The 11,976-nt window shown below is 70.5% G+C and carries 11 protein-coding genes; 7 read left to right on the top strand and 4 right to left on the bottom strand.

What is annotated here, in order from left to right:
• Positions 1–52 precede the first annotated feature (52 nt).
• Together ACWEMY_RS12540 and ACWEMY_RS12535 are read left to right on the top strand one after the other, a co-directional pair.
• Positions 53–973 carry an IclR family transcriptional regulator gene (locus ACWEMY_RS12540; protein ID WP_452390105.1) on the top strand — a complete coding sequence of 307 codons (921 nt, stop codon included), beginning with the start codon at positions 53–55 and terminating at the stop codon, positions 971–973.
• A 105-nt stretch (positions 974–1,078) separates the two neighbouring features.
• The gene (locus ACWEMY_RS12535; RefSeq protein ID WP_452390104.1) at positions 1,079–2,473 is read left to right on the top strand and encodes a hypothetical protein; all 1,395 of its coding nucleotides are present in this window, start codon (positions 1,079–1,081) and stop codon (positions 2,471–2,473) included.
• A 5-nt stretch (positions 2,474–2,478) separates the two neighbouring features.
• On the opposite strand, the gene ACWEMY_RS12530 is transcribed toward ACWEMY_RS12535, so the two are convergent.
• Positions 2,479–2,952, bottom strand: a complete 474-nt coding sequence (locus tag ACWEMY_RS12530) for a MarR family winged helix-turn-helix transcriptional regulator (protein ID WP_452390137.1) — start codon at positions 2,950–2,952, stop codon at positions 2,479–2,481.
• 125 nt (positions 2,953–3,077) lie between these two features.
• Here ACWEMY_RS12530 and ACWEMY_RS12525 point away from each other — a divergent pair, with 125 nt between their 5' ends.
• Positions 3,078–5,159 (top strand): MMPL family transporter, encoded by a 2,082-nt coding sequence (locus tag ACWEMY_RS12525; protein ID WP_452390136.1) that lies wholly within the window; start codon positions 3,078–3,080, stop codon positions 5,157–5,159.
• Between the two features lie 95 nt (positions 5,160–5,254).
• Here ACWEMY_RS12525 and ACWEMY_RS12520 read toward each other — a convergent pair whose 3' ends face one another.
• Together ACWEMY_RS12520 and ACWEMY_RS12515 are read right to left on the bottom strand one after the other, a co-directional pair.
• Positions 5,255–6,022, bottom strand: a complete 768-nt coding sequence (locus tag ACWEMY_RS12520; protein ID WP_452390103.1) for a hypothetical protein — start codon at positions 6,020–6,022, stop codon at positions 5,255–5,257.
• Between the two features lie 74 nt (positions 6,023–6,096).
• Positions 6,097–7,824: a GMC oxidoreductase gene (locus ACWEMY_RS12515; protein ID WP_375927350.1), complete on the bottom strand. Its 1,728-nt coding sequence runs from the start codon at positions 7,822–7,824 to the stop codon at positions 6,097–6,099.
• Between the two features lie 98 nt (positions 7,825–7,922).
• Here ACWEMY_RS12515 and ACWEMY_RS12510 point away from each other — a divergent pair, with 98 nt between their 5' ends.
• From ACWEMY_RS12510 to ACWEMY_RS12495, 4 genes are all read left to right on the top strand, one after another.
• Complete coding sequence (locus ACWEMY_RS12510) at positions 7,923–8,645, top strand: MerR family transcriptional regulator (protein WP_375927352.1); 723 nt, start codon at positions 7,923–7,925, stop codon at positions 8,643–8,645.
• 10 nt (positions 8,646–8,655) lie between these two features.
• Complete coding sequence (locus tag ACWEMY_RS12505; protein ID WP_452390102.1) at positions 8,656–9,393, top strand: TetR/AcrR family transcriptional regulator; 738 nt, start codon at positions 8,656–8,658, stop codon at positions 9,391–9,393.
• 113 nt (positions 9,394–9,506) lie between these two features.
• Entirely contained in the window at positions 9,507–10,100 is a 594-nt protein-coding gene (locus ACWEMY_RS12500; protein ID WP_452390101.1) for a hypothetical protein, read from the top strand.
• Positions 10,101–10,229: 129 nt separating this feature from the next.
• Positions 10,230–11,228: an AurF N-oxygenase family protein gene (locus ACWEMY_RS12495; protein ID WP_452390100.1), complete on the top strand. Its 999-nt coding sequence runs from the start codon at positions 10,230–10,232 to the stop codon at positions 11,226–11,228.
• A 7-nt stretch (positions 11,229–11,235) separates the two neighbouring features.
• On the opposite strand, the gene ACWEMY_RS12490 is transcribed toward ACWEMY_RS12495, so the two are convergent.
• Positions 11,236–11,958: a TetR/AcrR family transcriptional regulator gene (locus ACWEMY_RS12490; RefSeq protein WP_375927360.1), complete on the bottom strand. Its 723-nt coding sequence runs from the start codon at positions 11,956–11,958 to the stop codon at positions 11,236–11,238.
• Positions 11,959–11,976 lie beyond the last annotated feature (18 nt).

Here is an 11,976-nt window from a genome sequence, read left to right as displayed (position 1 = left end):
GCTCCAGCCCTCGGGTTGCGATGTCGAATATTCGACGCTATTGTTCGATATTGTGACACCGACGATAAGCCGGGCCGAGGGCGCCGGTCAAGAGGTGACGGCGGATCCGGGTGCCGTCTCGCCGCCGACCCAGCGCGTCGTGAGGGTCATCGAGCTGCTCTCACGCCATGCCACCGAGCGGCTGTCGCTGGCGCGGATCGTGCGCGAGGCCGGACTGTCGCGGGCCACCGCGCACGCCGTACTCACTCAGCTCTGCGCCGACGGCTGGACCGTGCGCGACGACGACGGCTGCTACGGCATCGGCCTGCGGCTGCTCACCGTCGCCCGGCGGGCCGAGGCGGCATTCCCACTGCGGCACACCGCCGCCCCGCACCTGCGCGCGCTCGCCGGACAGGCGGGGGTGCCGGTGTTCCTCGCCGAGCGCGACGGCGCGAGCATCGTGGTCACCGAAGTGGTGGGTGATCCCTCGGCGGGCTGGATCAGGCCGGGCCGCCGCCTGCCGCTCGCGCCACCGGTGTGCCGCGAATTCGTCGCCTGGGCACCGGAACCCGAACAGCGGGCCTGGCTGGCGCTCGCCGACCCGGCCCACCGTGCGCGCCTGACCCAGGTGCTCGCCGAGATCCGCAGTCGCGGCTACTCGGTCGAACGGCTCGTCGACGACTCCACCCCGATGCTGGAAGCCTTGGCGGGACTGCGTGATTCACCGATCACCGCCGCCCTGCGTGCCCAGCTCGGTTCGGTCATCACCGAACTGATCACCATCGACTACCTGCCCACCGAACTCGGCGCCGAGAACGCGGTGGTCACCCTCGCCGCACCGATCCGCGACGAGCGCGGCGCCGTCGTCGCCTCGGTGGTCGCCTGCCCGGACACCCGGCTGTCGAGCGCCGAGCTGGCCGGTCTCGGTGCGGCGACCGTCGCTGCGGCGGAACGGATTCGCGCGGGCACCTCGCTCGCCGTCGAGGCGAGGTGAGAGCGAAGCCGACGCTGGGGTCACCCGCCCGGGGGTCGCGCCGTTAGGCTGAAAGGGGACCCTGACCGGACGCGTTGTCGGGCAGGTGATGAGGAGGGACAGCTCGTGGCAGACAATGTCGATCGGTGGTGGGAAGCGCCCGGATTCTCGGAGCCGCCACCGGACCAGCAACCGGGCACCCCGCCAACCCCTCCCGGCCCGCCGGGCACCCCGCCCTCGGGCGCGAATTCGACTGTCCTGTACGGCGCGGGCCAAGTCCCGCAGCCCACTGCTCCGCCCGGGTCGGGGCAGTTCGCCCAGCCCGGTTTCCCGCCGCCGACGGGCGAGCAGCCCGGCGCGAACTCGACGGTGCTCTACGGTGCCGGGCAAGCTCCGCAGCCGACGGCGCCGCCGCCCGCCGGGTCGGGGCAGTTCGCCCAGCCCGCCTTCCCGCCACCGGCCGGTGACCAGCCCGGCGCCAATTCGACCGTGCTCTACGGCGCCGGGCAAGCTCCGCAGCCGATGGCCCCGCCGCCTGCCGGTTCGGGACAGTTCGCCCAGCCGGGCTTCTCGCCGCCCGAGCAGCCGGGGCCGAACTCGACGGTGCTCTACGGCGCGGGCCAGGCGCCACAGCCCATGGCTCCGGGTGGTTCGGGGCAGTTCGCGCAGCCCGCACCGGGGTATGCCGACCCGAATGCGCCTGGTGCGTACGGCAATCCGGGGTATCAGGGTGGATATCCGCAGCAGGGAGGGCAGTACCCGCAGCAGTTCGGCGCGCCCTACGGACAGCAGCCCTACGGCTATGCGCAGCAGCCACCCCGCAAGAGCAACACGGGGGTGATCGTCGCGGTCGTCGGCGTGGTGGTGGCGCTGGTCGTGGTGGTCACCGTCGCGGTCGTCGTCGGCAGCAAGGAACCCGACAAGACGACGGTCGCCGCGACCACGACAGTGACCACCACCGCGCCGCTGTCGGGCACCACCACCGCGCCGGTCTCACCGGGGTCGCAGGGCGTCCTCATCCCCACCTATCGTGTGGCCTACGACGTGCCCGCGAGCTGGTCGATCTCCTCGGCCGCGGACACCATGGACTTCTACAGCATCACCGGCAGCATCTCCGGGCGCGGCCGCAGCTACGACGGCGAGAACTACTGCCCCGGCTCGGCATACCGGGGACTGGCCGGTGTCACCACCGTCGACGAGACCGACCTGGCGGCGGCCGCGACCGAGGCCGCGACCATCGCCGCCGAAGGCGGATACTCGAGCTCGACCCACCACGGCCGCACCGTGCCCACGGCGCTGACCACCGCCAGCGGCGTCGTGGGGCAGTTCGTGGAGGGCGGCGGCCCGTGGGCCCCCTCGGCACCGGGCTGCACCGCCAACGCCTACTCCGTCTACTCCTTCGCCTTCAAGAACGCCGCAGGCGCCACACTGGCGTTGGCCATCCTCATCGACCGCGGCACCACCGGCGAACTACCGCGAGAACAGGCCAGGGCAATGATCGACAGCCTGCGCCTGGTGTAGCGGAACTACTCCGCCGGGCTGCCCGATTCCGGCAGCTCGGCGTAGAACTCGCGCAGCGCCGTGGTGATTCCGGCGAACACCCGATGGGCGGCGGCCAGGTCGGCGTCGGGTAGGTCGGCCAGGGCGGCGCGGGTGCGCGCGCTGAGGGGGCCGAAGAATCCGGCGGCCACCGCCATGCCGTGCTCGGTGTATCCGAGGTGGACCCGGCGCCGGTCGGTGGTGTCGGGGACGCGGGCCAGGTGCCCGGACTCGATCATGCGCTCGACCAGGTAGGTGACAGCGGGCGCGGACACGCCCATGAGCTTGCTGAGCTGTCCCGCCGTGAGCGGCGCTCCCTCCGCCTCGGCGGTAGCGATGTGCATCAGTGCGCGGAAATCATTGGGGCGCAAGGTGTTCGAGCGGGCGAAGACGTGCCCGATCTGTTCGGAGATCGCGGTCAGCGCGCGCAGATCGCGGGCGATCCCGATTTCGAGTTCCATCCGGCCGTCCGGCCCGGTGTTCGCGGCGTCCACCCGCTGCCTCCTCTCGCTTCCGGCTGTGAGCTTAACCGGTGACCGTCCGGACATTGCCATGTAGTTAAGTATCTGAAATAGTTCAGCGCGTGATGCGAGTGAACGAGGAACAGGGCTGGGACCGGTTCGCCCGGCTGGTCACCGGTCGGCGATCGTGGGCGGTGCTGCTGGCCGTGGTGGTGGCGGCGCTGGCCGTCATGGCGCTGGCGGGCGGCAACGACAGCGCGGGACAGGCGCCGGTTTCACTGCCGTCGTCGGCGGAATCGGCCAGGGCGGCCGCGGCGAAGGACCAGTTCCCGAACGCGGGGGAGTCGGCCGCGATCCTGGTCGCGACCCGCACCGACGACGCCGCCCTGACCGCGCCCGATCTCGCGGCCCTCGATACCGCCCTCGACCGCGCGGGTGTTCCCGCGAGCGACGGACCGCGTGTCGTGCCCGCCCCCGACGGACGCGCCGCGCTGGCCCCGATCCCGATCTCCGCCGAACTCAACGGATTCGCCCTCACCGACCGCATCGACGCCCTCCGCACCGCCGTCACCACCGATCTGCCCGCCGACCTGCGCGTGCAGGTGACCGGCGGACCGGCATTCGGCGCCGATATCGCCGACTCGTTCTCCGGCGCCAACACCCTGCTGCTGATCGTGACCGCGCTGGTGGTGATGGCGCTGCTGATCCTCACCTACCGTTCCCCGGTGCTGTGGCTGGTCCCGCTGACGGTGGTCGGGCTGGCCGATCGCGTGGCCACCAGCGTCGGCACCGCCCTGGCCGAGTTGACCGGCCTGACCTTCGACGGCTCGACCGCGGGCATCACCAGCGTCCTGGTGTTCGGCGCCGGAACCAACTACGCGCTGCTGCTGGTCTCGCGCTATCGCGACGAGCTGCACCGCCACACCGACCATCGCCTGGCCCTGCGTGCCGCGGTCCGCCACGCCGCGCCCGCCATCGTGGCCAGCAATATCACCGTCGTCCTCGCCCTGCTGACGCTGCTGCTCGCGCTGCTGCCCAATACCCGCAGCCTCGGTGCCTTCGCCGCGGCCGGACTCGTCGTGGCCCTGATCTTCGTCCTCACTGCCCTGCCACCCGCCCTCGCGCTGTGTGGGCGGCGGGTCTTCTGGCCGTTCGTCCCCGCCGCCGACGGCGAAGATCCCGCCGAGCAGGGCGTGTGGGCGGCCGTGGCCACCCGGGTGGTGCGCCGTCCGGCCGTGGTCGCCGGTGCCGCCGGGGCAGTGCTGCTGATCTTCGCGACCGGGCTGGCCACCACCGATATCGGTCTCTCGCGCACCGAGCAGTTCCGGGTCGAGGCCGAATCCGTCGACGGGTTGCGCACCCTGGCCGAGCACTTCCCCTCGGGCACCGCCGATCCGGCCGTGGTGATCGCGAACACCGCGGCCACCGGCGCGGTCCAGGAGCAGCTCGACGAGGTGCCCGGCGTCTCGCGGGCGACGGTGAACGGCGTCTCCGGCAGCGGCACCACCCGCTGGTCGGTGGTGCTGGACGCGGAACCCGGTTCGGCGGAGGCGTTTTCGACCGTCGAGGCGATCCGGAGCGCGCTGGCGCCGGTCCCGGACGCGGCGGCGCTGGTCGGCGGGTCCGACGCCGAGGCCCTCGACATCCGTGACGCCGCACAGCGGGACCAGGCGCTGGTCATCCCGCTGATCCTCGCGGTCGTGCTGCTCGTGTTGCTAGTCCTGTTGCGGGCTGTCCCGGCGGCCCTGCTGCTGGTCGGCGTGACCGTGCTCAGCGCGCTCGCCGCGCTCGGGGCGGGCAGCTGGATGAGCGGCGCGGTCTTCGGTTTCCCGGCGCTGGACACGAATGTGCCGCTGTTCGGGTTCCTGTTCCTGGTCGCCCTCGGCGTGGACTACACGATCTTCCTGGTGACCAGGGCGCGTGAGGAGGCGGCCACCCACGGCACCACCCGGGGCATGGTGCGCGCGGTCGCCTCGACCGGCGCGGTGATCACCAGCGCCGGAGTGGTTCTCGCCGCGGTGTTCTGTGTGCTCGGCGTGTTGCCGCTGATCACGCTGACGCAGCTGGGCATCGTGGTCGGCCTCGGTATCCTGCTCGACACCTTCGTGGTCCGCACGCTGGTGGTTCCGGCCCTGTTCGCCTTGCTGGGCGACAAGGTCTGGTGGCCCACGAAACCGGGAGGGCCGGCGACGGACACGAGCGTCTGACATCCGGGCCGGATCGTGGATCAGGGTGAACAGGGTCGGGCCCGTGCACCCTACGGCCGAATCTGGCCGACGGCTGTAGCACGGTATGCGGCAGTTCAGGACGTTTGTGAAAACGGCCTGAGTTCCCTTCCGACCCGGTTCAGCATCTGGCCGAGTAGGTGGGCAGATCGGGCTGATGTCGGCGCTGCGCGAGGGGTGCCCGCCCAGGCGGCGGTGGTGAGCGATTCGACGGCAGTGAGGGTTCGGGCGTTGTTCCCGGCGGCCAGTACCAGAATGAAGCGCACGTAGTCGCCGATATCGGTGCCCTGTGGGTGTTGCCCGACAAAACACTCGAGCCGCGGGGTCAAGGCGGGCAGCGTTCGGGCGGTGGGGAACACCACGGCGAGGGCTGCGAGTGCCAAGCGGACGGCCGGGCGTTCGGATGCCCATCGGGCGAGCAGGTCCGGGGTGCAGGATCGGACCGCTTCGCGGGCTTGGTTCTCGTTCCCAGGATCCGCGTAGGGTGTTGTGCCGGGCCAGTATTCAGCCACGTGGCGGTCCGTGACGGTGGCGATGTCGAACAGCAGGCTGATCACCCGGAAACGCTGCTGTGGTGGCACGCGGTCGTCTATGGCCAACGCCGCCAGTAACGGGACGCCGTCCGCGGTATAGGGCAAGCAGGTGTCCTGATGGAGGATCTCGCTGTAGAAGTCTGCGAGGAAGAACCGATCGTCGGTCCAGAACGGATCGACCGAGGACTGGAACAACATCGCCGCCTGCGGTGGGCGCGGGTCTGTCAGGCGATCGCTGATGACCTCCCGGAAGACCCGCCGGATCGGCGGCTCGTCGGGAAGGTCGTTTCGGTCGGAACTACGCGTCATCATGGCTATCGCCCGTCGATATCCCAGGCCCTGGCTCGACTCGTTGCCTGGATCCCGATCTGGGGCCTTCGGTGGGGTCAGCCCGCCGACTTCTCCGTGCTGCGGATCTCCACGATCGGCAGCACCAGCGCCGCGGGCGCGCCCTCGGGCACGACCGGCTGCACCGGGGCGACCGGCGCGATCCGGGTGTACCCGGCGCTCTGCTCGGGACGGGTGTCCACCTCGCCCTTGTTGGGCCAGTACGCGGCGGCGCGCTCGGCCTGCGCGGTGATGGTCAGCGACGGGTTGACGCCCAGGTTCGCCGACACGGCCGCACCGTCGACCACGCTCAGCGTCGGGTACCCGAACACGCGGTGGTAGGCGTCGATCACGCCGTGTTCACGGTCGGCGCCGATGGCCGCGCCGCCCAGGAAGTGCGCGGTGAGCGGAACATTGAACACCTCACCCCAGGTGCCGCCCGCGACACCGCCGATCTTCTCCGCCACCCGGCGGGTGACATCGTTGCCCGCCGGGATCCAGGTCGGATTCGGTTCGCCGTGGCCCTGTTTGGAGGTCAGCTTGCGCCGGCCGAACAGTCCACGCTTGGTGTAGGTGGTGATCGAGTTGTCGAGGTGCTGCATCACCAGCGAGATGATGGTGCGCTCGCTCCAGTTCTTCACGCTCAGGAAGCGCAGCATCAGCAGCGGGTGCAGCAGCACGATGCCCAGGAAGCGCAGCCAGCGCGGGATCTTGCCGCCGCCGTCGACCATGAGCGTCTGCATCAGGCCCATCGCGTTGGAGCCCTTGCCGTAGCGCACCGGCTCGACGTGGGTGTCGGGGGTGGGGTGGATCGAGGAGGTGATCGCCACGCCCTTGGTGAAGTCCTGGCCGGGCGCGAGGGTCTTGGTCGCGGCACCGACGATGGACTCGGAGTTGGTGCGGGTCAGCAGACCCAGCTTGTCGGAGATGTTCGGCAGCGCACCCTCGTCACGCATGGCGTGCAGCAGCTTCTGCGTACCGAGCGTGCCCGCGGCCAGCACGACCTGCTTGGCCGTGTAGGTCTTGGGGTCCTTGCGGACCCAGGCGCCGGTGCGCTCGGTCGCGACATCCCACGAGCCGTCGGGCAGCGGGCGCAGCGCGGTCACCGTGGTCATCGGGATCACCTGTGCCCCGGCCTGTTCGGCCAGGTACAGGTAGTTCTTCACCAGGGTGTTCTTGGCGCCGAACTTGCAGCCGACCATGCAGTCACCGCACTCGACGCAGCCGGTGCGCTGCGGGCCGACGCCGCCGAAGTACGGGTCGGACACGGTCTTGCCGGGCTCGCCGAAGAACACACCGACCGGGGTCTGCACGAAGGTGTCGCCGACGCCCATGTCCTCGGCGACGGACTTGAAGATCTCGTCGGCGGGTGTCATGTGCGGGTTCTGCACGACTCCGAGCATCTTCTTCGCGCGCTCGTAGTACGGGGTGAGCTCTTCGCGCCAGTCGGTGATGTCGCGCCACTGGGCGTCGCGGAAGAACGGCTCCGGCGGCACGTAGAGGGTGTTGGCGTAGTTCAGCGAACCACCGCCGACCCCGGCGCCGCCGAGGATGAGCACATCGCGCAGCGGATGGATGCGCTGGATGCCGAAACAGCCCAGCTTGGGCGCCCAGATGAACTTGCGCAGATCCCAGCTGGTCTTGGGCAGTTCGTCGTCTTCGAAGCGGCGGCCCGCCTCGAGAATGCCGACCCGGTAGCCCTTTTCGACCAGTCGCAGCGCGGTGACACTGCCACCGAATCCTGAACCGACGATCAAGACGTCGAAATCGGTGGTCCGCTCGGACATAGAGGAGCTCCTCGGTCGTGTCAACAGTGACGCCGGTAACGCTAACGGCGACAGTGTGGACTGTCAACGTAGGTAACCCTGCGCTCTATGCTGGTCGCGTGCCCCGATACACCCGCGCCCAACTCGCCGAGATCAGCGGCGTCGCGGCGCGCACGATCCGCTACTACCACTCCCTGGGTCTGCTGCCCAAACCCGGCCGTGCGGGCAAGGAAGTGGTGTACACCGCCGAACATCTGGACCGCCTGCGCGACATCGTCGCCATGCAGGCGCGCGGGCTGCGCCTGGAGGCGATCCGCGAGGTGTTCGACGCCGAACCCCAGGCCGGCGCCACCGGCGACTGGCGCTCGCTGTTCGATCCCCGGGTCGGTCCCGCCGAGGCGCACGCGGCCTCCATCGACGACCTCGAACTGGTGGCGCTGCTGGTCGACCGCGACGGTGACGTGCTCACCGAACTCGTCGCCGCCGGCTATCTCGAACGCCGCGGTGACCGCTGGCTCGTGCACGACCGCACCATGCTCGAGGCCGCACTGGTGCTCTACGACGTCGGCATCGACATCGCGCTCAGCGGCGTGCTGCGCACCCTGATCCACGGCAGGCTCGCGACCCTGGCCGACGACGTGGTGCGCACCGTGCGCGACGCGGCGGGCGCGGGTGGCTACGGCGGCGAGGGAGTCGCGGTCGACCTGGACCGCTTCCGCGACCGGTTGCTCGCCATGGCCTGGGGCGTCGCGGGCGCCACCTTCGCCGCCGAGATCCAGCGGGCCGCGGGCGAGGACGACACGATCGGGCGCCGCGATCTGTCCGGTGCCGCCGGTGGGTGATGATCGGGGGATGAGTTCCGACAGTCCCGGCCCCCGCGCCCGCGCTCGCGCCCAGACCATCGCCGACATCAAGCGGGTCGGCCGCGAGCACCTGGCCTCCGAGGGTGCCGCGGCGCTGTCGCTGCGCGCGGTGGCCCGGGACCTGGGCATGGTCTCCTCGGCGATCTACCGGTACGTGCGCAGTCGCGACGACCTGCTGACCCTGCTCGTCGTCGACGGATACAACGCCCTCGGCGACGCCGTCGACGCCGCTGTGGCCGAGGCTCCCGCCGACCCGGCCGACCGCTTCCGCACCGCCGCGCGCGCGGTGCGGGCCTGGGCACTGGCCGAACCGGCGTGGTACGGCCTGCTCTACGGCTCCCCGGTTCCCGGTTACGCCGCGCCGTTGGAGGACACCGTCGCCCCCGGCATCCGGGTCATCGGCGCGCTGCTGACCATCATCGACGACGCTCACCGCGCGGGCCTGCTCACGCCGCCCGCGCCCGCACCGGCGCTGTCACCGCGCACGGCCGCCGATTTCGCCACCATCCGCGCGCAGTTCGGTCTGACCGTGCCCGACGGGCTGATGACCGCCGCGCTCACCGCCTGGACGACGCTGTTCGGCGCCGTGAATTTCGACGTGTTCGACATGTACGGCGCCGACACCTTCGCCGACCGCGCCGAGGTGTTCGAGCAGCAGGTCGATCAGCTGTGCCACCTGCTCGGATTCCGCGCCGACGCGGCCGCCCGGCCGGTACCGGCGACGTGATTCCGGATCGAGCGGACCGATCGGTACGGTAGCGGGAGAGGTAGTTCCCGCGGTATGTGGGGAGAGGAATGTAGGACCGGCGACAGCGGTCGCCAACGAACGGGAGTGCCCGAGTGAATTCTCGCGAGGAGATCTTGCGCCGCGTCCGCGACGGGCTGCTCGACCTACCCGACGACGCGCGCCGGGTGCCCATGCGGCGCTCCTCCGGCGCCGCCCCCGCGGTCGACCCGGCCGAACGCGCCGCGGTGCTGGCCCGCTTCGCCGACCGCCTGCGCGAGTACGGATCGCTGGTCCGCACCGTCGACCTGGCCGGCCTGCCCGCCGCGGTGGCCGATGTGCTCTACGGGATGAGCGTCACCTCGGTGCTGGCCGCCGTGGAACCCGGTCCGGCCTGGCTGGACCACTGGGCGAGCGCGCCGGGGCACCAGGTGGTGCACGGCGGCGCGGCCTCGGCGAGCACCGGTGACGCGGTGGTGCGCGACGCGGTCGCGGGGGACGCCTCCAGCGGCTCGCTGGCACTGGAGGTCGACGGCGCGCCCGCCGTCTCGGAAGCGGTGCCGCAGGTGTGCGTGGTGCGGGCCGACCGCGTCTTCGGGTCCCTGACCGACGCGCTGGATCAGCTCGATCCGCGACGCCCCCTGATCTGGCTCGGTGGGCCCGGTGATGTCGAAATGGCCCGTCAGCTGGTGGTTCTGCTCGTCGAGTAGCCGCTCGTCTCGATGTGGACTCGCCGGGCGCCAGGGGTTGTCTGGGACCCGAAGTCTCAGTTATTCTCGGTGGTACCGGTGTGACGGCGCTAACAGCGCGCCCGCCGGACGCGAACCGAGGAGGCACCGATGACGCTGACCGAATCGAGCCGCGGCGGACTCATCACCGAGGAGTACCGAGATGCGCTGGCGACCCTGTCCCAGGGGTCGGTGGACCGGCATTTCGATCCCTACCTCGACATCGATTGGGACTCGCCCGAGCTCGCCATCGACCCGGACGACCCACGGTGGGCACTGTCCCCCGACGTCGACCCGCTGGGCGCCACCCAGTGGTACCGCGATCAGTCGCTCGAGCGGCAGATCGCGATCGGCAAGTGGCGCACCGCCAACGCGATCAAGGTGGGCGCCGCCTTCGAGAGCATCCTCATCCGCGGCATGATGCAGTACGCGATGAAGCTGCCCAACGGCTCACCGGAATTCCGCTACTGCATGCACGAGATGACCGAAGAGTGCAACCACATCCAGATGTTCCAGGAGCTGGTGAACCGCATCGGCGTGGACGTGCCCGGCATGCGGCCGCTGTTCCGGGCGCTGTCCCCGCTGATCGGCGTGGCGGGCGGCTTTGCCTACGCCATCCTGTTCATCGGCATCCTCGGCGGTGAGGAACCCATCGATCACTACCAGAAGGCGGTGATCCGCGAGGGCGAGCGGATGCCCCCGATGGTGTTGCGCACCATGCAGATCCACATCGCCGAGGAGGCCAGGCACATCTCCTTCGCCGGAGAGTTCCTCGCGGTGCACGTGGCCCGCATGGGCAAGTTCAACCGGGGTGCCTGTTCGGTGGCGTTCCCGATCGCCATGCGCTGGCTGGCCGGGGAGATCATGGCGCCGCCGCGCTCGTTCGCGCGCGAGTTCGGCATTCCGCGCGAGGTGATCGAGCAGGCGTTCTGGAAGTCCGAGCACTCGCAGCGCATCCTGTCGGGCTACTTCGGCGACATGCGCAAGCTCGCAGGCGATCTGGGCCTGATGAATCCGGTGGCCAAGCGGCTGTGGAACGCGCTCGGGGTCGGCGGTCCGGCTTCGCGCTACCGCAGTGAGCCCGAACGGCACGGACGCCGCGCGGCCTGAGCGCGGGTCAGGTGCCCGACATCAGCTGATTGAGGACCGTGGTGAGCGGTTGCTCGGCGTCGAGGGTGAGCCCGTGACGCCGGGCGACGCCGTCGACGACGTGCCACGCGTAGTCGGCGACCTCGTCGATGAGCTGTTCGCGGGTCAGTGCCGGATCGGGGTCGACCGCCCAGCGGGTGACGGTGGCCTCGGTCATCGACACGATGGCGAAGGTCATCGTGTCGGCCGAGCCGTCGTCGGCCACACCCACCACCCCGGCCAGACCGGTGACCAGGGCCCGGGTCGAGGCCGCGATGGACGCGATGAGGGCGGTCATCGCGTCGACGTCGGGCTCGGTCTCCGAGGGCCCGGTGCGCAGGAACTCGTGCAGGCGGGGGTGATCCTGGATCCAGGTGACCACGCCGCCGACGGTGCGCACCAGGATCTGATGGATCGAGCCGTCGCCGATGTCGAGGGCGTCCTCGATGTCGGCGGCGAAGCGTTCGGCGATCTCGCTGCGGATGCGGCGGTCCAGTTCGTCGCGCCCGGCGAACTGGCGGTAGACCACCGACTTGGCCAGCCCGGCGTTCTCGGCGATCTGCACGATCGACACCTCACCGCCCGCCGGAGTCTGCTCGAGCAACTCGATGGCCGACAGCACGATGCGCTCGCGGCGGCTGTCGTTGTGCGGTTGCCACCGGGCTTGCCTGCCACTCACGGCACTGGACGGGCGTGACGTTGCGCTCGACATCCGCCCGAGTGTAGAGGA

The sequence above is a fragment of the Nocardia sp. NPDC004415 genome, assembly GCF_053602435.1.
This window is presented reverse-complemented; position numbering and strand designations above follow the sequence as displayed.

Bases quoted from the DNA above. Each gene is read 5' to 3' on its own strand.
- ACWEMY_RS12520 (WP_452390103.1), bottom strand. From the start codon at position 6,022: ATGATGACGCGTAGTTCCGACCGAAACGACCTTCCCGACGAGCCGCCG.
- ACWEMY_RS12530 (WP_452390137.1), bottom strand. From the start codon at position 2,952: ATGGAACTCGAAATCGGGATCGCCCGCGATCTGCGCGCGCTGACCGCG.
- ACWEMY_RS12495 (WP_452390100.1), top strand. From the start codon at position 10,230: ATGACGCTGACCGAATCGAGCCGCGGCGGACTCATCACCGAGGAGTAC.
- ACWEMY_RS12490 (WP_375927360.1), bottom strand. From the start codon at position 11,958: ATGTCGAGCGCAACGTCACGCCCGTCCAGTGCCGTGAGTGGCAGGCAA.
- ACWEMY_RS12515 (WP_375927350.1), bottom strand. From the start codon at position 7,824: ATGTCCGAGCGGACCACCGATTTCGACGTCTTGATCGTCGGTTCAGGA.
- ACWEMY_RS12525 (WP_452390136.1), top strand. From the start codon at position 3,078: ATGCGAGTGAACGAGGAACAGGGCTGGGACCGGTTCGCCCGGCTGGTC.
- ACWEMY_RS12505 (WP_452390102.1), top strand. From the start codon at position 8,656: ATGAGTTCCGACAGTCCCGGCCCCCGCGCCCGCGCTCGCGCCCAGACC.